Source organism: Peristeroidobacter agariperforans (assembly GCF_004138335.1).
Lineage (GTDB): Bacteria > Pseudomonadota > Gammaproteobacteria > Steroidobacterales > Steroidobacteraceae > Steroidobacter > Steroidobacter agariperforans.
In genome coordinates, this window is sequence record NZ_RYFW01000001.1 from 855865 (window position 1) to 878822 (window position 22958).

At 62.0% G+C, this 22958-nt stretch carries 22 protein-coding genes; 8 read left to right on the forward strand and 14 right to left on the reverse strand.

Going from position 1 to position 22958, the window contains the following annotated elements:
• Positions 1–66 precede the first annotated feature (66 nt).
• Together EK373_RS03715 and EK373_RS03720 are read right to left on the reverse strand one after the other, a co-directional pair.
• Positions 67–375 (reverse strand): DUF559 domain-containing protein, encoded by a 309-nt coding sequence (locus EK373_RS03715; RefSeq protein ID WP_129641385.1) that lies wholly within the window; start codon positions 373–375, stop codon positions 67–69.
• Between the two features lie 89 nt (positions 376–464).
• Positions 465–653, reverse strand: coding sequence for a hypothetical protein (locus tag EK373_RS03720; RefSeq protein ID WP_129641386.1), 189 nt, complete (start codon positions 651–653; stop codon positions 465–467).
• Between the two features lie 312 nt (positions 654–965).
• On the opposite strand from EK373_RS03720, the gene EK373_RS03725 reads away from it, so the two are divergent.
• A complete protein-coding gene (locus EK373_RS03725; RefSeq protein WP_129641387.1) occupies positions 966–1742 on the forward strand; it encodes an SDR family NAD(P)-dependent oxidoreductase in 777 nt (258 codons plus the stop codon).
• Positions 1743–1744: 2 nt separating this feature from the next.
• Positions 1745–2287: an NUDIX hydrolase gene (locus EK373_RS03730; protein WP_157994203.1), complete on the forward strand. Its 543-nt coding sequence runs from the start codon at positions 1745–1747 to the stop codon at positions 2285–2287.
• Here the strand turns inward: EK373_RS03730 and EK373_RS03735 are convergent.
• Together EK373_RS03735 and EK373_RS03740 are read right to left on the reverse strand one after the other, a co-directional pair.
• Entirely contained in the window at positions 2277–3917 is a 1641-nt protein-coding gene (locus tag EK373_RS03735; RefSeq protein WP_129641389.1) for a caspase family protein, read from the reverse strand. The genes EK373_RS03730 and EK373_RS03735 overlap by 11 nt on opposite strands.
• A gap of 2 nt (positions 3918–3919) precedes the next feature.
• On the reverse strand, positions 3920–6280 hold the full coding sequence (locus EK373_RS03740) for an autotransporter outer membrane beta-barrel domain-containing protein (RefSeq protein WP_129641390.1): 2361 nt from the start codon (positions 6278–6280) through the stop codon (positions 3920–3922).
• A 184-nt stretch (positions 6281–6464) separates the two neighbouring features.
• Between EK373_RS03740 and EK373_RS03745 the strand changes: the two genes are divergently transcribed.
• A complete protein-coding gene (locus EK373_RS03745) occupies positions 6465–7280 on the forward strand; it encodes an alpha/beta fold hydrolase (protein WP_129641391.1) in 816 nt (271 codons plus the stop codon).
• Here EK373_RS03745 and EK373_RS03750 read toward each other — a convergent pair.
• Entirely contained in the window at positions 7249–8346 is a 1098-nt protein-coding gene (locus EK373_RS03750; RefSeq protein ID WP_198683053.1) for a glycerophosphodiester phosphodiesterase, read from the reverse strand. The genes EK373_RS03745 and EK373_RS03750 overlap by 32 nt on opposite strands.
• Positions 8347–8348: 2 nt before the next feature.
• Positions 8349–9179, reverse strand: a complete 831-nt coding sequence (locus EK373_RS03755) for an SDR family oxidoreductase (RefSeq protein WP_129641392.1) — start codon at positions 9177–9179, stop codon at positions 8349–8351.
• A gap of 183 nt (positions 9180–9362) precedes the next feature.
• Between EK373_RS03755 and EK373_RS03760 the strand changes: the two genes are divergently transcribed.
• Complete coding sequence (locus EK373_RS03760) at positions 9363–10277, forward strand: alpha/beta fold hydrolase (protein ID WP_198683054.1); 915 nt, start codon at positions 9363–9365, stop codon at positions 10275–10277.
• Positions 10278–10338: 61 nt separating this feature from the next.
• On the opposite strand, the gene EK373_RS03765 is transcribed toward EK373_RS03760, so the two are convergent.
• Complete coding sequence (locus EK373_RS03765) at positions 10339–11277, reverse strand: putative Ig domain-containing protein (protein WP_129641393.1); 939 nt, start codon at positions 11275–11277, stop codon at positions 10339–10341.
• Positions 11278–11677: 400 nt separating this feature from the next.
• Positions 11678–12166 carry a hypothetical protein gene (locus EK373_RS03770; protein ID WP_129641394.1) on the reverse strand — a complete coding sequence of 163 codons (489 nt, stop codon included), beginning with the start codon at positions 12164–12166 and terminating at the stop codon, positions 11678–11680.
• Between the two features lie 71 nt (positions 12167–12237).
• On the opposite strand from EK373_RS03770, the gene EK373_RS03775 reads away from it, so the two are divergent.
• Positions 12238–13116 carry an alpha/beta fold hydrolase gene (locus EK373_RS03775; RefSeq protein WP_198683055.1) on the forward strand — a complete coding sequence of 293 codons (879 nt, stop codon included), beginning with the start codon at positions 12238–12240 and terminating at the stop codon, positions 13114–13116.
• On the opposite strand, the gene EK373_RS03780 is transcribed toward EK373_RS03775, so the two are convergent.
• The 3 genes from EK373_RS03780 to EK373_RS03790 are packed head-to-tail and all read right to left on the reverse strand — an operon-like array spanning position 13113 to position 15950.
• Complete coding sequence (locus tag EK373_RS03780; RefSeq protein ID WP_129641396.1) at positions 13113–14252, reverse strand: hypothetical protein; 1140 nt, start codon at positions 14250–14252, stop codon at positions 13113–13115. The genes EK373_RS03775 and EK373_RS03780 overlap by 4 nt on opposite strands.
• 37 nt (positions 14253–14289) lie before the next feature.
• Entirely contained in the window at positions 14290–15093 is an 804-nt protein-coding gene (locus EK373_RS03785) for a DUF3014 domain-containing protein (RefSeq protein WP_129641397.1), read from the reverse strand.
• 47 nt (positions 15094–15140) lie between these two features.
• Positions 15141–15950, reverse strand: a complete 810-nt coding sequence (locus EK373_RS03790) for a class I SAM-dependent methyltransferase (RefSeq protein ID WP_129641398.1) — start codon at positions 15948–15950, stop codon at positions 15141–15143.
• Between the two features lie 164 nt (positions 15951–16114).
• On the opposite strand from EK373_RS03790, the gene EK373_RS03795 reads away from it, so the two are divergent.
• From EK373_RS03795 to EK373_RS03805, 3 genes are read left to right on the forward strand one after another with little or no spacing between them, the layout of a single operon-like run.
• A complete protein-coding gene (locus EK373_RS03795; RefSeq protein WP_129641399.1) occupies positions 16115–17596 on the forward strand; it encodes an alpha/beta hydrolase in 1482 nt (493 codons plus the stop codon).
• Positions 17593–18321: an ABC transporter ATP-binding protein gene (locus EK373_RS03800; protein WP_129641400.1), complete on the forward strand. Its 729-nt coding sequence runs from the start codon at positions 17593–17595 to the stop codon at positions 18319–18321. The genes EK373_RS03795 and EK373_RS03800 overlap by 4 nt, the downstream gene beginning before the upstream one ends.
• Positions 18321–19499: an ABC transporter permease gene (locus EK373_RS03805; protein ID WP_157994204.1), complete on the forward strand. Its 1179-nt coding sequence runs from the start codon at positions 18321–18323 to the stop codon at positions 19497–19499. The genes EK373_RS03800 and EK373_RS03805 overlap by 1 nt, the downstream gene beginning before the upstream one ends.
• Before the next feature lie 14 nt (positions 19500–19513).
• On the opposite strand, the gene EK373_RS03810 is transcribed toward EK373_RS03805, so the two are convergent.
• The 3 genes from EK373_RS03810 to EK373_RS03825 form a co-directional block, all read right to left on the reverse strand.
• On the reverse strand, positions 19514–19969 hold the full coding sequence (locus EK373_RS03810) for a nuclear transport factor 2 family protein (protein WP_129641402.1): 456 nt from the start codon (positions 19967–19969) through the stop codon (positions 19514–19516).
• Positions 19970–19997: 28 nt separating this feature from the next.
• The gene (locus EK373_RS03815; protein ID WP_129641403.1) at positions 19998–20615 is read right to left on the reverse strand and encodes a hypothetical protein; all 618 of its coding nucleotides are present in this window, start codon (positions 20613–20615) and stop codon (positions 19998–20000) included.
• Between the two features lie 728 nt (positions 20616–21343).
• Entirely contained in the window at positions 21344–22852 is a 1509-nt protein-coding gene (locus EK373_RS03825) for a DEAD/DEAH box helicase (RefSeq protein ID WP_129641404.1), read from the reverse strand.
• Positions 22853–22958: the final 106 nt, after the last annotated feature.

The window sequence follows — 22958 nt, forward strand, 5'->3', positions numbered from 1 at the left end:
CTCCAATGGAGTAACTACGAAATTACTCCATTTTTGGACTAAGCGCCAGTGCGATCCGGGGGGCGTTTACGTTTTCAGCGCGGCGCGCAGCCGCCTGAGCACTCGCCGCGGGTGGCGCCTCAGTTCGCGGGGTTCGATGGCCAGCACGCGGTACCCCATATCGGTGAGGAATTTCAGGCGTGCGTCGCAAGGAGCCAGTTCGACGACCAGCGCCTGCTCGATAAACAGGCACTCGACCACGAAGGGGCCAATCTCAAATTGACGGGTGAGGGCGAATTCGCGCAGCTCGCGCGCAGCGAGCAGTTCGGCGAGCGCTTGGGACTCGCGGGCGATGCGCTCCTTCGCACTTCGGTCCTTGAAGTCTTTTGTCAGCATGGAGCGCAGCGTACCTGCCGCGCTCAGCTCGAATCAGTGCAATTAGGTGCTGGTTTGGCGAGAAATTGCCACGACCAGGACGCCGAATTTCAGCGTGGCTTGCCGAGCCACAGCCGGCAGACCGTCGCATTACGTTCAATCGCTGCACCGACGCGCCGGTGTTGCAGCCCTCGCTGCATACAGCGCGGGTCGCGCGCCCACTGCAGAGCGTAGACCATCGGATCCAAGCTGGCGTTCACCAGCTCCCGTACATGCTTGCCCCATTGCTTGGATTTCATAACAACCTCGCGTCTCCACGATCAAAGAACGTTCCGCTCGCGTAGGCAGTTCCGCAGCCTCAGTCCGACAGATCGGCACAAGACTGCCGCCGTTTAGCGACAGGGCGCACAGAAACGGAAAATCCCGGCGTGACCGGGTCTGCGTTTTCCGACCTGCAGTGCGCTCAACGAAACTTTGCGGATGGCCGCACGCAAAACAGTCATTTGCCCGCCGTCCTTTTGAATTCGCGGTATGAGTCATGCGACCGCTTGGTTATGATCAAACCCTCGAGAACAAAACAACGTCGTCCGCTGCTAGCGATGGGGAAGCTCATGACATCCACCCTGTTCGATCTCACCGGCAAAGTCGCAGTGATCACCGGCTCGAGCCGCGGAATCGGTCGTGCGATCGCGGAGCGCATGGCGGAACATGGCGCGAAGGTCGTGGTCAGCAGCCGCAAGCTCGATGCTTGCGAGGAAGTCGTCAAAGCGATCAGAGACAAAGGCGGCGAAGCGATCTCGCTCGCGTGCAACATCAATCGCAAAGAAGATCTGCAGAAACTGGTCGATGACACGATCAAACAGTGGGGCGGCATCGACGTGCTGGTGTGTAACGCCGCCGTCAATCCGTACTACGGCCCGTCGATCAACATGCCGGACGATGCGTACGACAAAGTGATGAACAGCAACGTGCGCAGTAACTTCTGGTTGTGCAACATGGTGCTGCCGCAGATGGCGCAACGTGGCGGCGGCTCGGTGATCATCATCTCCTCGATCGCCGGCATCCTCGGCTCGCCGACACTCGGCGTGTATGGCTTGTCGAAAGCGGCAGACATGGCGCTGGCCCGCAACCTGTGCGCTGAATGGGGGCCGAAGAACATCCGCGCCAACTGCATCGCGCCCGGCCTGATCCGCACCGATTTCGCCAAGGCGTTGTGGGACGATCCGAAAGTTTACGAGCAGACCGTGAAGGTCTATCCGCTGCGTCGAATCGGCGAGCCCGATGAAATCGCCGGCGCCGCCGTGTTCCTCGCCGGCCCGAGCGGCTCATTTATGACGGGCCAGACCATCGTGATCGACGGCGGCGGAGTCGTCGGCCGCGGCGGCTGAACGTGGCAGACGACGCCACCGCTACGAAGCCTCTCATCGAGCGCAACGTAGCACGCGCAGTGGTGCTCGATGAGCACGAGCGAGTGCTGTTACTGCAAGTCGGCGAGTACGGTAACCCCGAGTTCGGCACGGCGTGGGAGTTACCGGGTGGCGGCATCGAGGCCGGCGAAACTCACACACACGCGCTGATGCGTGAGTTACGTGAAGAAACCGGCATCGTCGTCACAGCAGAGCAGATCCAAGCGCCAACGTGGCGCCGCGATGTCATTTATGACTATCGCGGCTCGCGACGCTTGCAACATGAAGCGATTTCCACGGTGCGGTTGCACGGCCCCGCGCCAGAGATACAAAGCCTGCTGCGCGATGCATTCGAGCAGTCGGATCTGTTCGACGCGCGCTGGTGGACCCAACAGGAAATTCTCGCGAGCCGCGAATGGTTCTACCCGCACAGCCTGCCCGCGCTGCTAGCCAGGTTCCTGAGCGGCGAAACGATCAGCGAGGGCCTGGAAGTCTGGGACAAGGCCGCATGGCGCGCTAACTCCTGACTCGCGGCACAAAGAAGAAGTCGCCCACTTCGTGCCCGGCGCCCTTGATCGACTTGAACTCGGGGACCTGCACGAACTTGTTCTTCTGTGCGGCAATCTCGACGCGCTTGCGAATCCGGCTGAACAACTCGGGGCTGGAAAGAATGCCCTGATTGTTTTCCAACTCGTCGAGGAACGCACGAGCGAATACGGAGTTGCCGCCACTGCCTTCATCGAGGACCGGCTTATCGCCGCCCGAGGACAGCAGCAGCCGCGCGCGCTTCGGCAATTTGAATTTGATGTAGTCCTTCGAATAGGTGACCTTATCGTTCAGGAACAGATAACTCGGATCCGTTGACAGCAAGCCCGCGTAGCACGAGTCCGCGACCACTAGCACGCGCTTAGCGGGCAAGCGGCCGAGATGACCGGTGATCTGCTCGTTCGGCACCCAGAAGGTGTCTTTCGGTGGCGCGTCCGCGTTCACCGGCAGCCAATAGCCCGCCTCGCTCTTGCCACTTTGCAAACGCGCGCCATGGCCGGCGTAGTAAATGAGCAGGTTGTCCTCGGGCTTGAGCACGGCATTGAGATCGTTGATGGCCTTCAACATCGTAATGTCGTTGGCGTCTTCGAGAATCGACACCGTGAAGCCGTAACGATCGGCAAGGATGCGAGCCGCACGAGCCGCGTCGTACTTCGGCGTTTCCAGACTCTCGATGCTTTGATAGTTCTGATTGCCGATGACGATGGCGTAGTAGCGCCCGAAGTTCATGCCCTGGAGCGTGCGCTCGTCGGCAGTCGGCGGCAGCTGGGCCAATTCAGTCGTGCCCTGCGGAGTACGAGTCTTTGGAATGCCGGCCAGACGCTCCGTGCTCTTGCGACGCTCCTGCTCGAGCTGTGCGATCCAGCGCTTCAGCGCTTCGATTTCCTTGCTGCTGTTGTCGGCGGTCTGCTCGACAGCCGGCTGCTTCGCGAGCTGCTCCTGCAAGTCCTTCAGTTGCTTCTGCAGGATTCCGAGCTGCGCGTCTTTCTCCGCGATGGCGGCATCGAGCTCTTTGCGCAGCTCGTCCTGCTCGCGCTGCGCGGCCGACGTGAAAATGATGTTGTCCTCCGGCACACCCCAAGCCTGTCGATACAGGTTCAAAGCTTTGAGCCCATCCTGCGGCACACCCAGACCCTGCTCATACATCGTGCCCAGATTGAACAGCGCCCGTGCGTAGTTCTTATCCGCAGCCTTCTGATACCACCTGGCCGCCGCTTCGTAGTCCGGCGGCACGCCCATGCCGCGCTCGTAGATCTCGCCAACATTGGTCTGGGCTTCGACATCGCCCGACTCCGCCGCTTGCATCCAGATGCGTAGCGCGGACTGCAGGTCGGCGCGATCGTAGGCGACATACTCGCCGCCGCGGATCGAACAATCCGATGCGGTGGTCCGAATTGGCCGTCGCTGCGAAAGGAAGCTGCTATTGCCGAGCTGGCGCACCTGCCCCGGCAACAGGCAGTCGACGATCTCCAGCTCGGAGCGCTTCACCATGCCCTTGGTCGCCGCTTTGTCGGTAACGCCGGGCGCTGCGGCCGAGGCGATGACGAACAAGCTCGGGGCGAGCAGTGCCGTGATTCGGCCCAGAGTCTTCGGCAGGTGGCGCGTTTTCATATTTAGAAGCTACGTTGGAAGCGCAGGCCCATGCTCACGTCCTGGAAGTTGATGAACTCGAAGCTCTCCAGGCGCTGGTACTCGACGTACCCTGAAATGCCGTGGATGAACTGCGCCGAGAGGCCAGTGGCCAAGCGCCAGTACGATTCATCCGGGTTGTCTGTTTCCACGAGGATGGGCGGCGTGCCGGTCGCATTCGGGTCGGCGGCGAAGCGCACGCCAAACACATCGGCGTCGTCCTTGAACTCACGCACGTAGTCGATGCGCAGGTGTGGCAGCAGCACGCCCCAGCTCAGATTCCACGCATATGTGGCGCGGAAGCCCAGATTGCCAGTGAACGATTGGAAGGTCTGTTCGTCGTAAATCAGGTTCAAGCCGCCAGCGCCGCTCTCGGTGAAGCCATCGATCGTCGCATCGATATAGAACAGGCCCAACGTCGGCGACAACGTGAGCCCGCCGACCAGAAAGTCATAACCGCCCGAGAGGCCGGCGCTGTACGTCATGCCATCGGTGTCGCCATGGGCGTCGACGTTCACCAGGCCGGCGCCATCCACATAGGTGATGTTCCGATCGGCGCCGTAATCGGCGTTGGCGACATTGACGATGGCATCGAAATAGAAATTCTTGGCCGCATAGGTGGAGCCATAAAGTGAGAAGGCCCAGGTGTCGGTATCGAGTCCGCCTTCATCCCGCGGATTGAATTCGATGCTCGACTGTCCGTACGCGAGCGACACGCCACCGACCAGCTTGTCGTTGAAACGGTAATCCAAGCCACCCACCAGCGCCCACTGATTCGCATCGAAGGCCGGGCTGCTGTCACTGCGGTCCTTCTCGCCGAAGCTGTAGTTGCCGCGCGCCCACATGCCCCACTTGTCGCTAAGCAGGCCGCCGGGCTCGTCGGCACTGGCGCCGCCACCCAACAGGCCCTTCACCATGTCCTGCAGTTGAGCCAGCGGCACGGACTTGCCATCGACGATGATGTTGAGGCCCGCGAGGCTGAGTCCTTTGGCGCCGCCACGCAGCGCCATCAAACGATCCATGACGCTGGCGTACTGCGTGTTCGCGAACAGCAGCGTCTGCGTGCGCGCGACGGCGAAGTCGTCGGCGACCATTTCATCCAGCGCATCGATCTGATTTGCCGTGGTGTTATTGATCTGCAGGCCGTTGCAACGGATCAGCAGATCTTGCTGATCCGCGGTGAGGCCGGACAGATCGCGCAACTGGTTGCAGATGCGGTCCAACGCCAGCGCGACGCGGCGCTGATTCGGCGACAGGTTGGGAATATCGGCGAGCGTCGTGATCACCGGACCCGCGTCGACGGTAATCGTCACGGTGTCCGAAGCCTGCAGGCCGGCGTTGTCGGTCACCAGCAGTTGAATGAGGTTTTCGCCGTTCGGCAAGCGTGTTTGCAGCGTAGGCGAGCTGCTCGTGCCGAGCAGCGTTTCAGTCTGGCCGTCAGTGATGCTGGACCAGCGATACGTCACGATCTGACCATCGGCATCGGTAGACAGACTCGCATCCAGCGTCACGTCCTCGCCATCTTCACGGTCGCTATCGGCAACGCTGCGATCCGCTCCCGCATTCGCGGCGGGGCCGGTTGCATTGCCGACAGTGATCGTCACTTCGGTGAGAGTGCTCTCACCGCTTGCGTCGCTCACGATTACGCGGATGAACGAAATGCCGTCGGGCAGCGGGAGCGTCGGCGCCGGTGACGTCGACAGCTGCGTTTCGCCGTCGGTGCCATACCAGGCATAGCTGAGTATCTCGCCTTCCGGATCGCTCGCGGTGGCGCTGAACGAAACGTTCTCGCCCGGCGCGCCATCGCTGTCGTTCACGGTGCGATTGCCGCCGTTGATGCTCACCGCCGGTGCTTGGTTGAGATCCGCGCAAGTATCTTCTTGCGCCTCGTTGCCCGGAATCACGATGCCAGGACCCGGGGCATTGATAATGGTGATGCCAGGTGTGCCGGTCGAACCAGTGTCTCCCAGCGGGTTGGTGGCTGAAAGCGGCACGGACAGCGTGTCGCCACTGGCAGGTGTGTAGTCGATGTTCGAGATCTGGATGCAGACCCCGCCTGCATCGTTCGGATCGTAGCGCTGAATGCTCAGGCTGTCGGTCACATTGCCATTGAGAAACAGAATACCTTGTCCCGTATCGATATCGATCCGGGGCGAGCCGCTGACCGCGCCAGCCGTGCGCAGATTGATGAACACGTCCTGCCCGGGCGCGGGAATCGGAATATTGACCTGACTGCTGAAACTCGGCGGAATGGCCTGCGCCAACGGCGCCATTGCGAGCAGCGCCACGCCGCCCATCCATGTTGCCAACGTCCGTCCGGCTGCTCTGAGCGCCGCTGCCTTCATTGCAAGCTCTCCCTTGGTTTTTCGTATGAGCTGGCTCGCCAATCGCCACAATTCCGCGGCACGTAGTTATCCGCCGCTCTCGCTCGACTGCAACGGGCCATAAGTGCAGGCGCGCCCTTATAGCGGGGCGAACTGTGCCGCCGGAGGTTGACTTCCGTTGTGATGCAGGTCGCAATCGCGTGTCATGAACGTCAGGGTTGCCCTTAATGCCATATCCGCCTTGCTGCTCCTGGGCGGCTGCACCTCTGCAGGGCAGCGCCTGGATCGGCGTGCCCAGCAGGCCGGGCTCGAGATCGTTCATGTTACGGCCGGCGAGTTTCCCAGCATCGTGTATCTGAAACGCGGTGCTGCTGCCGATCATGCCAGGCAACCGTTGACGATATTCCTCGAAAGCGACGGCATTCCCTGGCTCGGCCGCGCACCGAGCGACGATCCCACCACGCGTCAGCCGGTCGCGTTGGAAATGTTGATGCGCTCGGCGGCGCCCGCCGCGTATGTCACCCGTCCGTGCTACAACGGGCTTCGCTCAGACAAATGCAACGTCGAGCTCTGGACCGGCGCGCGTTATTCAGCCGACGTCGTCGATAGCATGGTAGCGACGGTGCGAGAAGCACAGCGTCGCGTCGGCGCCGAGCAAGTCGCGCTGGTTGGTTACAGTGGCGGCGGCTCGCTCGCTGTGTTGATCGCGGAGCGGCTGGAGAATGTGTTTTCTGTGGTTACTGTCGCTGCCAATCTGGATACGGACGCCTGGACCGAGCACCACCGATATCTGCGATTGTCGCAATCGTTGAATCCCGCCCTGAGCGACCAGCCGCACCCCTGGCCCGAGTTACATCTGCGCGGCGCGAACGATCGGGTCGTGCCGCTCGCGACCATCGAACGATATTTCTTGCGTTACCCACGGGCGCAACAACGAACCATCGAAGGCTTCGATCACGTTTGCTGCTGGGTGCGCGACTGGCCGACGATCAGCGCGATCCCCACGCTGCCCGCGCCTTGAGCGCCGTGTCGGAGAAATCGGAGAATACGCCGTCGATGCCCAGCTCGTAGAAGCGCCGGTATTCCTGTTGCGGATCGTTGTGGTACTCGGGCGCCAACGTCGCGGGCTCATTGCGGAATGTATAGGTGTGCACGCGCAGGCCGGCTTGATGAGCCTGCTCGATCACCGTGGTCGTGAGCAACTTCGGCTGCCCGGCGTCGCGCAGGATCTGCCGTTTCCAGGGTCCGATCGCATTTGCGTACTTCGCCACGTCGGCGAGACTCTTCGGCCGCTCGCCGCCGCGACGATCGCCGTAGTCAGGAATGAGAACGCTCTCCACTCGCTGGCCGCTGTTGTCATAGATGAGCGATCCCTCGTCCATCAGCTGCACGAGCGGCAACGGTGTCCTCGCGCGCAGGTACTGCAGATTCGCACTCTCGAATGACTGGATGAAGATAGGCGTGCCTGCTTTGTTCAAGCCACGCCGAGTCAATGCATCCAGCAATCGATCTTCCAGCGGCAAGTTCAGCTGCAGATGGAACGCGGGATGCTTGGTTTCGGGATAGAGGCCGATGCGTCGCCCGCGCTTCGCCGACTCCTGCTCGACCAGATCGAGAATCTCTTCGAACGTCGGCACGGTGAACTTGCCGTCGAACTCCTTCGAACGCGCCGGATTGGGCTGCACGGCACGCAGCTGCCGGATCTCCGCAAGCGTGAAGTCGCTAGCGAAGAATCCGGTGACTTCCTTGCCGTCGAGCGTCTTGGTGCTCCGGCGCGATGCGAACTCGGGCCGCGACTTCACATCGGTGGTGTCATCGAGCAGCGGCTCGTGTCGCGCGATGAGCTGACCATCGCGCGTCGCGACCAGATCGGGCTCGACATAGTCGGCGCCGAACTCGATCGCCAGCAGATACGAGGCGAGCGTGTGCTCGGGCCGATAGCCCGAGGCGCCGCGATGAGCGATCACCAGCGGCGGCTTGCCGTCCAATGTCGCCCATTTGTCGTGCAAGGAAGGCTGCGCTTGCGCCGGTCCGCTCATCGTCGACACCATTGCGAACAAGAAACCAAAGCGAAGCAAACGGTTCACGATCAGTCGACGAAGAAGTCCGGCTGAAACTGTTTGTTGCCAGGCGTGACCGCGTACTGATCGAGATCCTTCGTTCCCGCACTCGCCAGCACCTCGTCGTCGATGAAGAAGTTGCCAGTGCAGCTGCGAGGATCGCGCGTCAGGATGACATGCGCCGCGTCCGCCATGATCTCCGGCTTGCGACCTTTCTTCGGATCTGCCAGCGCGATGACATTCAACGCAGCCGTCGCGATGACCGTGCGAGGCCACAGCGCGTTGACGCCGATGCCGTCGGCGCGAAACTCCTCGGCCATGCCGAGCACACACATGCTCATGCCGTACTTCGCCATCGTGTAAGCGACGTGCGGCCCAAACCAGCGCGGCTTCATGCTCAGCGGCGGCGACAAATTGAGGATGTGAGGATGGCGCCCCGCCTTTGCCGATTCTTTCAGATAAGGCAGGCACGCCTGCGAGCACACGAAGGTGCCGCGGACGTTGACGCCGAACATCAGATCGAAGCGCTTCATCGGCGTGTCGAGCGTGCCGGTCAGCGAGATCGCGCTGGCATTGTTCACCAGGATATCGACGCTGCCGAAATGTGCGGCGGTCTTCTTCACCGCTTCGGCGACCGCATTCTCGTCGCGAATATCGACCTGCATGGGCAGAGCCTTGCCGCCCGCGGCTTCGATGGCTTCGGCCGCAGTGTGAATGGTGCCGGGCAGCCTGGGATTGGGCTGATCGCTCTTGGCTGCGATCGCGATATTGGCGCCATCTTTCGCCGCCCGCACCGCAATCGCCAGGCCGATGCCGCGCGATGCGCCCGAGATGAAGAGTGTCTTGCCGCGAAGAGACATACGAAGCTCCGACCGGTTGGAGGACGCATCATCATAGGCCCGATCTGCACAGCGAGCATAGGAGTGACTGTCACAATCGTCTGCTCACGATTCGCTCAGTCCGACTGTCGGGCAGTAACGCACATTGCAGCGTTATATAGTCGGCGTGCCAGACCACTCGGAAACGGAAGGGACGGAGCTCGCATGCGTAGCTGGGCGTGGGCCGTAGTCTTGTTAGTCCTGCAAGGGGGAATCGCGATGGCCGACACGACGGATGTGTGGGATCAGGTCGAGCACAAGTACGCCGACTCCGGCGGCGTGAAGATCCACTATGCGGCACTGGGCCAGGGACCGCTGGTCGTGATGATCCACGGCTTTCCGGATTTCTGGTACTCGTGGCGCAAACAAATGCGCGCGCTCGCCGACAACGGTTATCGAGCGGTGGCCGTCGATCTGCGCGGCTACAACCTTTCTGATAAACCCAAAGGCGTGGAGAACTACGCCATGCCGTTGTTGGTTGGCGATATTGCCGCGGTGGTCAAGGCCGAGCAGGTCGAGCGCGCCGTGATCGTCGGCCATGACTGGGGCGGCTCGGTGGCCTGGAACGTAGCGATGCGCAAGCCCGAGATCACGCGACTGTTGATCATCTGCAATCTGCCGCACCCGGCGGGCATCGCACGCGAGATCGCCACCAATCCACAACAGAAGAAGAATAGCGAGTACGCCTTCAACTTCCAGAAGCCGGACGCGCACAAGGTGATCTCACTGGAGCGCCTCACGCAATGGGTGACCGACCCGGCTGCCCGGCCCCGTTATCTGCAGGCCTTCCAGCAATCGGACGTCGAGGCGATGCTCAATTACTACAAGGCCAATTATCCGAAACCGGATGCACCGCCGCCGCCGGAGAACTTCACTTTCCCGAAGGTGCAAGCGCCGGTGCTGATGTTCCACGGCCTGGAGGATCAGGCGCTGCTGCCGGGCGCGCTCAATGGCACGTGGCAGTGGGTGGAGAAGGATCTGACTCTCGTCACGGTTCCAGGCGCGAATCACTTCGTGCAACAGGACGCGCCGGAGCTGGTCAGCAACACGATGGTGGACTGGCTGAAACGTCGCCAGTAGTTGCTGCGCTCAGCGAAACTACGCTCCCGTGGGCCGGGAGCGTAGCTCGCGATTCTTCTTATTAGCGAATGGTCTTCGACGCAGTGTTCGAATTCCCGCTTTCGACGCCAGTCGAGGTGTACGCTCGGACCGAGAAGTACCACGTGCCCGCGGACAGATCCGGCACCACGTAGCGCGTCACGCCGGCATTCGCCACCTGGACGGTGCGATTCAGAGCACTCGAGCTGGTGCCGTAATAGATGCGATAACCCGCCAGATTGGTCAGCGTCGTGCCGTTGGTGTTGTTGGTCGGCGGAGTCCAGCTCAGCGTCGCCGAGCCGTTGCTGCTGCCGGCGGCATTGACGGCAATGCTGAAGGACGGCAGCGCAGTGCGATTGGTGCCGTCGCTCGCGCTGATCGCGATACCCGAATACGTGCCCACGTGCGACGAGGTCGGCGTGCCGGTGAGCGCGCCCGAGGAAGTGCTGAACGTCGCCCAGCTCGGACGGTTCGTGATCGACCAGGTGAGCGTGCGGCCCTCGGGATCCGAGCCGGTCGGCCGGAAAGCATAAGCGTTGCCTGCGGTCACGGAGCTCGACGGCGTGCCGCTCAGCACCGGCGGACGATTGGTCGTGCCACCGCTGGTGTCGGAACGGTACGACGTGATCGAGAACGCCGGCAGCGTCGCCGTGCCTGTCGCACTTCTCACTGAAATACGAATGTTCGACCAAGTGGCCGGCGTCCGCGGCACCGTGCCTTCGAGCTTTCCGGAATACACCGAGAACACGGCCCACGACGGCTTGTTGACGATGGAATAACGCAGCGTCCGCTGCGCCACCGCCGGGTCGCGGGCAGTCGGCGCCCAGCTGTAATAAGTGCTCACCAGCACCTTCGTTTTCGGCGTACCGGAAATCGTCGGTGCGGCCTGAGCGATACTGCTCAGCAGAGACAACGCGCAGAGCAGGGCAAAAAATAGTGCGGACACGCCCAGAGTGGGCGTGCACTTGAGTGAAGTGCGCATGGACGATCCTCGCGGGTATGACACGGGAGCCGCGTCGCTTACGCGTGCGAAACGGCGCTCACCCGGAGCCGCGATCTATCGTTCTGCCTGACTCATCCTGGTCGGCGATCGCACGCATTGAGGCGTGTCGATGCGACGAAGTGTCGCTCTCGGGAGCGGGCAGTTAACGAAAAGAAATTTGTTTGCGCAAAATGTCGTAACGTCCAGACATGTCTGCAAATGCACTCAGTGCGCTTGAATTACAAACATTGGACGCAGCGCACTCGCGAGGCAGGTTTTATTTTTCGGTGAAATTCGCAGTGCGCGATTTGCAAGGGGCGGATCGCAGCAAAAACATTTGGGTGATTTCGCTTACGTGAAATACCGACGGCTCGCTCGCTGCGAGAAGAGCTGCCGCGCATCAGCGCGGCATATCGGGACAAACGGTTGGCACCGCCGCGACCACGAATGACTGCACCCGGTCCTGTCCCGCCAGCTGCAAGCGCAGCTCGTTTTCGTTCGGCATCGAAACAGTCGCTTCGATGGGAATGGAATCCTCGATCCAGCGAATGCGATCGCCTTCGGCGCCCCATTTGGAAACGCGATAGGTCTCGAAGCACGAGTCCATCAACAGCGTGCGATCCGGCAGGAAGATCATCAAGGTGCCGCGCGAGTGACCCGGCGTCGTCGACACCCAGATTCTGCCGATGAAACGTGGATCCGACGGCTGGCCCAGGTCCTCTGTATCCGGCGACTGCGCCTCGGGCGCCGGCGGCGGAGCTGCCGTCTGGGCGACCGGCTGTTCTTTACTACATGCGGTAGCTCCCAAGAGGGCCACGGTCATCAACACGGCGAACGAAGCGGATGATTGTTTGTACATGGAAGTCTGACCCAGCCGAACCTTCGCCATATTACCCAACCAATGCACCAGCGGTAGTCATGGGCCGCCGGAACCGGCCCGGTGACAACTCATTTAGCGGTATGAGCACGCTGCACCGCTATCTCGACCTCAACGGACTGAAAATCTTCTATCGAGAGGCGGGCCGGCGCGACGCGCCGGTGCTGCTGTTACCTCACGGTTACCCGTGTTCCTCGTTCCAATATCGTCGCTTGCTGCCTGCGCTGGCCGACCGCTGGCGCCTGATTGCGCCCGACTATCCCGGGTTCGGATACAGCGAGACACCTGATACCAACGACTTCGATTACGGGTTCGGGGCATATGCGTCGTTTCTGGAGCAATTTGCAGGCGCGCTGGGGCTGACCCGTTACGCACTCTATTTGCACGACTACGGTTCGTGGATAGGTTTGCGGCTCGCGATGCGTGCGCCGGCGCGAGTCGCGGCTCTGATCATCCAGAATGGCGATATCTACCAGGACGCGATGGGCCCGAAGTACGCTGCGATCAAGCGCTATTGGGATGATCCGTCGCCGACCAATCATGCCGTGCTGGAAGAGGCGGTCAGCGAACACGGCTTTCGCGATGAGCTCATCGGCGAGACCGACGAGCGGCACGCCGAGTCGATGCCGCCCGATCTGTGGAAACTGCACTGGCCGCTCATGAACACGCCAGTTCGACGCCGGATATGCGTGCAGTTGATGGAGGCCATCGAGGCCAATGTCGTCGACTGGTTTCCGCGCTACCAGCAGTACCTGCGCGAGCACCGTCCGCCGACGTTGATCGTCTGGGGTCCGCGCGACGGCTACATGCCGGAAGGGTCAGCCCGCGCCTATCTACGTGATCTGCCTGACGCGCAGTTGCACCTCACCGATGGCGGCCACTGGCTGCTCGAGTCTCACTTCGAGACTGTGCTGCCATTGATCCGTGACTTTCTCGGTCGCGTGCACGCCGCTCGCAACTAGGGCCGGAGCGGCACCAGGGTCGAGCCGCCTTCCACGAAATACGTGCCATTGCTGTTGGGGTCCGCCTTACGTTGGGCGCGCATGAGCCGGTACTGCGCTTCCTGCATTTTCAGCTGAGCGTCCTGCTGCTTCTCGATCGCCTGGCGCTGCTCGAACGACAGATAGGAGGAAAGCGCGTCGAGCATGTGCTGATTGCGCTTGCGTTGCGCCTCGATGTGACGCTCCATGTTGGTGTCGTCGAAGCTGTCGGTGGTCATTACGCGTGCCGTGAGCGCAGGTGCGGCGCCGCGGCTCACGGCGGCCGCATATTCATTCGCCGCGGCCTGGCTCGCCTGCGCCTGGGCCTGCGCCAGTGCCTTGAGCATGGGCTTGCTCAAGTCCTCATCGAGCGGCATCCCGTTCGACGCGAGCGTTCTGCGCACGTTTTCCAACTCGTAACGCACACCCATGGTGGACTGGTAGTCCTTCCATGCCTGCAGCTTGTCCTGGCCAAAGCGCGACGCTATCTCCGCTTCGCTCTTGCGCTGATTTTCTGCAGCCTGGTCCGCAATCTTGCGATGACGCTCCTGCATCGCTGCCTGATCGGCGGGATCGGCGCTGTCCAGCTCCCAGATCGGCTGCATCTGTTCGTTCGCTCGCATCTGCTGGTCGGCGAGCAGGTCGAAGAATTCATCCGCCTGCTGCGAATCCAGTCCGAGCTCTTGAATCACGCCTGGATATTGCCGCGCGAAGTTGCCTCGCGTCTGTACACGCATGGCCTCGCGATACTCGGGATCCTGCATCAACTGCCGCTGACGCTCGCGATGCTCGCGCATCATGCGCATGCGGTCATCGCGACTCGGCGGACTCGGCGGCATCGACTGGCCGTTCACGGTGAAGACGCCGACGGTCTTCGGCGGCACTTTGGGTGGTGTGCCGATGACTTCGCTCGGCTGCGGGGCGATGACTTCGGGCGGTAGATTGTTTTCGCGCGGCAGCGGCGCAGGCTCTGGTTGCTGCCGCCCCTGCAGCGTTGCGACCTGCGCTTTCAGATCTTCGATGGCGGCCTCGCCTTCCTTCAGCTGCTTCACCAAGTGCAGGCTCAACAGACCGAGGCCCACTGCCGAGGCCACCGAGATCACTACGACTTTGCTCATGACGACACTCCTGTCTTCAATGACGCTCGCCGATCAATCAGTTCGCCGCAGCCTCCTGCTTGGCAATCGCCTGGCGTAACTCGCGCAGCTTATCCTTCACGATGGCCGCATTGGCGCTGCCCATGCGAATGAGCAATTTCTGCCCCGACGAAAGCTCTTCGAGCTGCGCGTCGGCGAACACGAAGTTGACGCTCGGCCGCTTGAGCTTGACCGGTCCCGGCACGTCCGGCGTCGCCAGCAGATGATCGATCACTTCGACCAACCGGTCGTTGAAATAGCCGTCGGGATAACCCAGCGACACGTACGCTTCCTGGAACAACGGGTAATACTGTTTGTAAAGCGTCGCGACCTGCGCCGTGTCGGTGTTCCTCAGGATCTTGATCACCGGCTCGTAGCGCGCGTAGTTGCCGGGACCGAGCGTGAGCTCCTCGCCCTCGCCGGTGGCAATCAACTCACCGCCGATGGGCTTCACCGGCCACATCTGCACCGCCGTCTTCTTGCGAGGCATATTGTCGATGGTCACGACCGTGTGCCGGATGATGTTCTTCGGCACCAGGAACGGATCGAGCGCGCGACCGAACACACCGCTCAACGACTCTTGCAACGAAGGATCGCTGTCAGCCAGCGGCGGCAACGGCTTCGGCGGCGTGGTTTCGCCCAATGGATTGCGCACCGGCGGCTCCGTCGACGCCGGCGGGGCGTCGGGCACCGTCACCGCGGGCGTCTGCTTCGCCTGCTCAGCCTGCCGATGCGAACGCCCGTAATACAACGCAGCCCCGATGGCCACCGCGACCACGGCGGGAATCGCCCAGTACAACCATTTCTTTTGTTCGTCTTCCACGCCTGGCTCCTCGCCGCCGTATTCGCTCAGTCAGTTCGCTGACCGAGTCATTGCGGCTTCTGAAACTTGAGCAGAAAGTTGTCCGCCTCGCCGATCGCCTGGTACTTGGCGCGGTCCGTATCGCCCAGGGCCAGCGTCGGCGGCAATGTCCACACGCCCTTCGGATGATCCTTCGTGTCCTTGGGATTGCTCAGCAGCTCGGACTTGCCGGCCAGCTTGAAACCCGCCTTCTCCGCGAGCTCGATCGTGTAGTCCTCGCGCACATAGCCGTTGGCGGCCTTGGGATCCTGCGGCTTGTCGGTGGCCGCGCGATGCTCCTCGACGACGAGGATGCCGCCCGGCTTGAGCGTCTTGTAGAACGACGCGAACGCCTGCTCGGCCGTGCCCTGGCCCATCCAGTTGTGCACGTTGCGGGCAGTGAACACCACGTCCGCCGATCCGGCCGGCGCAGGCTCGAACTTACCGCCGCCGAAATCGCCGATCTTCACGTTGCCGTAGCGCGCCTTGTCGCTGTCGAGCTTTTTCTGCCAGGTGTCGGCAGAGGCTGCGGCCCGCTCACTGGCGGTACGCGGTGTGATGGCCGTGTAATAAGTGCCCTTGTCGTGCAGGTACGGCGCAAGGATTTCCGTCCAATAGCCGCCGCCCGGGGAAATTTCGACCACGGTCATGGTGGGCTTCACGCCGATGAACTCGAGCACCTGTTGCGGTTTGCGAGCCTGATCGCGCGCCACGAAATTCGGCGAACGGTGCTCGGACGCAACTGCCTTGGCCAAAGCCTCGTCCTTGGCGAAGGCTCCCGTCAGCGGCAGCGCGCAGGCAACGGCGGCGACGGTGGCGAGTAACGGCGATGAACGCATGACGTAACTCCAGGGGGTCGTTGGGATAGTTGTTGATGCGAATGTAACAGACCGTCAGGGGCGCACACAGGTTCCCGGACGTGGGCAGGGGCCCTGGCAGCGCGGGACGCGCGACGCGGCCTCGTCTACCATTGCCGCCCGTGATCGTTCACCCCGGGAAATCGATGTCGGCGATTCATAAGCGCTTGCGCACTCTGGCGTTATGGGGCCTGGCGCCTTTGACCTTTTGCAGCGCATTCCAAGCTCATGGCGCGGGCTTGGAGCTCGAAGATTGCCGGCTGCAGAGTGAGATTGCCGGTGGCGGCGTCGCGGCTCGCTGTGGCTGGCTGTCGGTGCCGGAGAATCGCGAGAATCCGTCGGGCAAGCAGCTTCGGCTGCACGTCGCGGTGGTTCGCTCGCTGCGTACCGAGGCTGCGGGCGATCCACTGTTCGTGCTGAGTGGCGGACCCGGCCAGGCGGCGAGCGATTTCTATATCTCCATTGCCCCTGCCTTAGCGCGAATCCGGCGCGATCGTGACATCGTGATCGTCGATCAACGCGGCACGGGACGATCGAATCGTCTCGATTGCACGTTTCCCGACGAGAGCGATATCACCTTCAGCGATCCGCAGCAGCTGCGCGAGCTGACCCGTTCGTGTCTCGCCCGATTGCCAGGCGACCCACGTTACTACACGACCAGTGTCGCTGTGCGCGATCTCGACGATGTTCGCGCGGCGCTGGGTTATCAAAGGCTGGATTTGTACGGTGTTTCGTATGGCACGCGAGTGGCGCAGCACTACATGCGGCGTTATCCGCAACGAGTGCGCGTTGCCATTCTCGATGGCGTCGTGCCGCCGCAATTGCCGCTGGGACCGGATGTCGCACTCGATGCGCAAGCCGCTATCGACAGCGCGTTCGCCCGCTGCGATTCGAACGTGGACTGCAAGCGCACCTTTCCAAACATTGCGGGCACATTCGCGACGCTGCGCACTCGCGTGCTCGAGAAGCCGGTTTCGCTTTCCATCCCGGACCCGCTGAGCGCCGAGCCCACGAACGCGCAGCTTGGCGCTGCTGAGCTGAGTGCCGCCGTTCGACTGCTGAGCTACTCCGACGAGACCTTGTCGACGCTGCCGCTGCTCATCCACGAGGCCGAGCTCGGACAGCCGCAAGGGTTGGCTGCGCAGTATCTGATGATCAAGCGAAGCCTCGACACGCAGATCGCCAACGGCATGCACTTCGCGGTGGTCTGCAGCGAGGACGCGCCACGCTGGCACGAGCACCCTGTTTCGGACGCCGAGCTCGCCAAAACCTACATCGGCGAGACGTTCATGCAGGCAATGCGGACGATTTGCGAACAATGGCCTCGCGGCCCGGTCGATGAGGAATTCAGCAAGCCCCTGCAGAGCGCGATTCCGACGTTGGTGCTGTCCGGCGGCAACGATCCTGTGACCCCGGCGCGCTACGGCGAGCAAGTCGTGGCAGGGTTGAAGAATGCCAGGCATCTGGTGCTCGACGGACAGGGTCATGGGCAGATCGCCGTAGGCTGCATGCCGCGCGTCGTCGCCAACTTCATCGCCGCCGGCAATGTGAAATCGCTGGACGATGAGTGCCTGAAGACCGTCGCCCCCGCTCCCTTCCTGCTGTCACGCTCGGCGCCCGCTCCATGATTGAAGTCGACGGATTGAAAAAGCGCTTCGGCGCGGTGCAGGCGTTGCAGGATGTTTCATTCTCGGCCGGCGACGGCAAGATCACCGGCCTGCTCGGCCACAACGGCGCCGGCAAATCCACGACGCTGCGCATCCTGAGCACGGTGATTCGTGCTAACGAAGGTCGTGCGTTGATCGATGGCCACGACTGCAGCACCGACCCGTTGGCGGTACGCCGCTCGCTCGGCGTGTTGCCGCACGCGAGCGGGCTGTATGCGCATCTGAGCGGCCGCGAGAACATTCGCTACTACGGCGAGCTGCACGGATTGCGCGGCGCTGAATTGAATCGCTCCATCGATCAGCTGATCGAGCGTCTCGCCTTAGGCGCAGTCGCCGAACGGCGCGCCAAAGGCTACTCGCAAGGCGAGCGGCTCAAAGTCGGACTGGCGCGTGCACTGATTCATCGACCACAGACCATCATTCTGGATGAGCCGACTAACGGCCTCGACGTCAATGCCGTGCGCATGTTGCGCGAACTGATTCGGGAGCTGCGCGAGTCGGGCCGCTGCGTGCTGTTCTCCAGTCACGTCATGCAAGAAGTCGCGGCCTTGTGCGACGACATCGTGATCATCTCGCACGGCCGCGTCGTCGTACGAGGCACGCCGGCGGAAATTCTCAAAGCTACCGGCGCTCCGGACCTGGAAGAAGCGTTCGTGCGCGCTGCCGATCAAGGCGAGGTGGCGTGATGGGCGCGATGTGGACTGTGTTCCGCAAGGAAGTGCTGGAGAACCTGCGCGACCGTCGCGTGATCGTCTCGGCCTTCTTCTTTGGCGTGCTGCTCGCGCCGGTGATCTTTGGCCTGACGACGACGATGGTGTCGAAACGCGCCGTCGCGAATCAAGACAAGCCGCTGAACCTGCCCATCGCCGGCGCGACGCACGCGCCGAATCTCGTGCAGTTCCTGCGTGAGAACGGCGTGAAGACTGAAGACGTGGAGCTCACGAGCGATCAGGCGATGGATGCGGTGCGCTCGGGACAGCAGGACATGGTCCTGCTCATCGGCGAGGACTATGGCAAGGCTTTGCAGGTCGGGGAGTCGGCGCCGTTGTCATTAGTCGTCGATACCTCGAACAGCAATACGTCGCCAAGTGCGGATCGCGCACGGCAGTTGCTCAGCGCGTATGGGCATCAGCTAGCGGTGTTGAGATTGATGGTTCGAGGCATCAATCCCACGGTGATCGACCCGGTGGGTGTTCACACGTTGGACGTGGCCACGCCGGCGGGGCGGTCGCTGCTGATCCTTGGCATGATGACTTACTTCTGTTTCATGTCGATGCTGGTGGGCGGCTTCTATCTGGCAATCGATACCACCGCGGGTGAACGCGAGCGCGGCTCGCTGGAGCCGCTGCTGACTCTGCCCGTGAGTCGCTCGCAATTGATCGTCGGCAAGATGCTCGCGACATCGGCTTTCATGTCGGTCTCGCTGTTGCTGACGCTCGCGACGTTTGGCGTCGTGCTCACCTTCATTCCACTGGAAGCGCTGGGAATGTCGGCCAACTTCGGGCCGCGAGTCATCCTGGCCATCTTCGCCATCATGATCACGTTCGTGCCCATGGGGGCGGGCCTGATGACAGTCGTCGCGTCATTCACCAGGAGCAATCGCGAGGCGCAGTCATGGCTGTCGGTCGTGATGATTTTCCCGATCGCCCCGATCATGTTCGCGGTCGTAACTGGCACGAAGCCCAGCGCCGGGTTGATGGCTGTGCCGAGCCTGAGCCAGCACCTGATCGCGACCAGCTTGATGCGCGGGGATTCGATCCCGGCGCTACATGTTTTGATTTGCGCCGGGACGACGTTGGCACTGGGGGCGCTGCTCGTCGCTGTCGCGATCAAGCTTTATCAGCGTGAAGCTATTTTGGGATGACAGCCGGCGACGCCTCATGCGGGCGTCTGCTGGTGCACCACCAGCTGCCAGGCTCCGTCGTGTACGTAAGTACTGCTGATCAGTGCGACGTACGGCTCGCTCCCCTTTCGCTGCGCGCTCGCCTTGTAGACCAAGGTCGCCGCGTTCGCTGCGAGCGGAATTATCGCCGGGTTCTCTATCTGAAATGAATCCCAGGGCTGCGCGCCGAGAGATTCAAGAATGCGCTCTCGCCCGACGATACGCATGCCACCTGGGAACAACATGACCGCGTCCTCGCGCAGGACGGACGCATAGAACTTCTTGCCAGCATCGCCTGCCGTCGACAGAGCGCGCCATCCCCGCTCCTCGAGTTCGATCAGTTCGTGCATCTCATTCACTGGAAATCTCTCCAATGTTGCGTCGGTCGTGTTGATGTCGAGCCGACGATCCGACCACTCAACGTCGAGCTCGAGTGGCCTATCGGCGGACACCCTATCAGCACAAGCGAATAGAAGGCAGTCATCCCACCGAATCGCTGCGCCGTGGCCTGAACATCCAGACTAGATCTTCCCACTGCGGTCTTTCATACGATTGCAGGTCAGCGAACTGCCCAAGGGCCTCGATCGCCTCTGCTTCGGACTTCGGTTTGGGAAAGAGGTTGTCCGGGAGCACACTGAGCCCGACGAACCGGCCTTCAATATCCAGCGCAGACGTCACTGCGCGAAGCGTCTTTCCGTCGAGGTCTTCGAGATCTGCCAGAAAGCTGCCGCGGACACGAAAACGATCAGCCTGCGATCGCTGGAACGATAGCTCGAGGCGTGAGAGCGACTGGTGCTGTCCGAAGAAGTACAACGAAGCCTCGACTGCTAGAGGACCGACGCAGCTTTCAAGCGACAGTCCATGAATCTCCTGCCAACTGCGAACGGGCCACGTTATCCAGTCGCAAAGTAGCGTACACGGCCAGCCCTCGTCACGTTCTTCACCCTCCGGTGAGGCTGATATTGGCGCAAAGCCGATCGTGCAGGACCAGTAAATGCCGCGAGGCACGCCCACACTCGGGTTCTCGAACAGGTGCCCACTGATCTCCGCCGTCTCCGCTTCGAACGTTGGTACTGCAGGCATGGCTACACCTTTCACCGATGTCTCTCTTTCGACTGGCCATCCCGAAATGCGTCGAATCTACACCTCAGCGACGTGCGTCGTGCCGGGCTCCCCATGGAGGGAATCGAAGGTTGCCTGCACCCGCCCAATATATGAAGGCCTGGCACGACTGTAGGGAAGCCAGGGACCGCCCCCTCAGACCAGGCACACTCCAGCCGTCCGAAGCACAAGATTCTCACGCTACATCTAGGAGCGCGCGAGGGTTCTTAGCTGCGACGAGAAGCAAGGTACGCACGGCGCCCTTGCTCCCACTCTGCAGCGTTCGGACAGACACCCCGAGCAATCGGGCGAATACGGCCGGTGACAGACCCGTCTGCTCTCGGATACTGGACACGGAGGGCACCTGGTTACACGGCCGTGCTCGCCCCGCTCCCTCCTGCCGGAGGTGCGCGCGAGTGCTGCGAGGTACTGCAGTACTCAGATGACAATGACGGCGTCATGCATGCAGAGGTAGCGCATGCAGCGGCAAGATGGATCAAGACTAGGCGGCTCTGGCTTGCGCCAGGTGAGAGAGCAAACGGAGGTCAATCGCGTACCTGTCGCCCCGAGAAGAAGCGGCGTGGCAGCCAATGGCGATCGAGGGGAGTTTCCGCGCTTCCGCGGAAATTCCAACTGATGCAGGCAAAGAACGTCACTCGGTGCAACGTTCCGTGAGTGCCGCCGGCCATGGGGCGGCGGCGACGCCTTTGCCGTGCTGTTCCTTGCTAGACCGTTCTGTTCCGATCCCCACCGCGATGGCCGCGAGATGAATTGCGCTGTTGATTCGACCGGCCCTGGCCGCCGCCGTGTCCTTGTCCCTGCCCGTGTCCATGCGACCGTTGCGGCCGCTGGCCGTGCGCGTGACGCGGTTGATTTGGATTCTGATGCGACTGCTGAGCCTGCGGCTGCCCACCGCCGCCGGCGCGCTTCCGACGACGGCGGCCTTGGCCGTCGCCAGTCGGGCGAGCAGCATCGCCATGCTGCTGATGCGAGGACCGCCCTTGCTGACCTTGTGGTCGACCTTGCCGGGCTTGCGAGCGAGCCAACTCGGACTGCGACTGACGTGGTGAGGAACGTTCGTGAGACTCCTCACCGCGAACCGGCGGCGGCGCCGGCTTGAAGTGCGGCACGTCGGCCTTCGGCACCTGCTTGCGCAGCAGCCGCTCGATATCTTTCAGCAGTCCCGACTCATCCGACGAAACCAGCGACACTGCCAATCCCGTCGCGCCTGCGCGCCCCGTGCGACCGATTCGGTGCACGTAGTCTTCGGGCACATTGGGCAACTCGTAATTCACGACGTGCGGCAGCTCTTTGATATCGAGTCCGCGAGACGCCACTTCCGTCGCGACCAGCGCGCGAATGCGGAAGTTCTTGAAGTCCGAGAGTGCAGCCGTACGCGCGTTCTGGCTCTTGTTGCCGTGAATCGCTGCCGTCTCGATGCCGTCCTGCTCCAACTGCTTGGCCAGCCGGTTCGCGCCATGCTTGGTGCGCGTGAACACCAGCACCTGCTGCCAATCGCCGTCCAGGATCAGGTGCGACAACAACGCACGCTTCTGCTCCTTTCCAACGAAATACGCACGCTGCTCGACCGTATCGACCGCGGCGTTGCGTTTCGCAACTTCGATCTCCACCGGGTTGTGCAACAGACCCTGGGCGAGTTTCCGGATGTCATCCGAATACGTCGCCGAGAACAACAGATTCTGCCGTTGTTTCGGCAGCAGCTTGATCACGCGGCGGATGTCGGCGATGAAGCCCATGTCCAACATGCGATCCGCTTCATCGAGCACGAAGATCTCGACGCGCGACAAGTCGACGGTCCGTTGTTGAGCGTGATCCAACAAGCGACCGGGTGTCGCGACCAGGATGTCGGCGCCACGGCGCAGGTTCTCGATCTGCGGATTGATGCTCACACCGCCGAAGATCACGAGACTGCGATGGCGCAGATATTTGCCGTAACTCTGGATGCTTTCATTGACCTGCGACGCCAACTCGCGCGTCGGCACGAGAATCAAAACACGAGGCGCTTTCGACGGAGCGCCGCCTTGCAGACGCTGCAGTAACGGCAGCGTGAAGCCGGCCGTCTTGCCGGTGCCGGTCTGGGCGCCGGCCAGCACGTCACGGCCAGCGAGGATTTCAGGAATCACTCGCGCTTGTACGGGAGTGGGTGCGGTGTAGCCACGATCGGCGAGCGCACGAGTCAGTTCGGGGATGAGCCCGAGGGCAGCAAAAGGCATGGAAACGTATCCTCAACCAGCCTGCAGAAACTTACGTTTCGGATCCAGTGAGGCGGGAGACAAATCGAGGCGGGCCCATGTTCAAAGAGCGGGGCCGACGAACCCG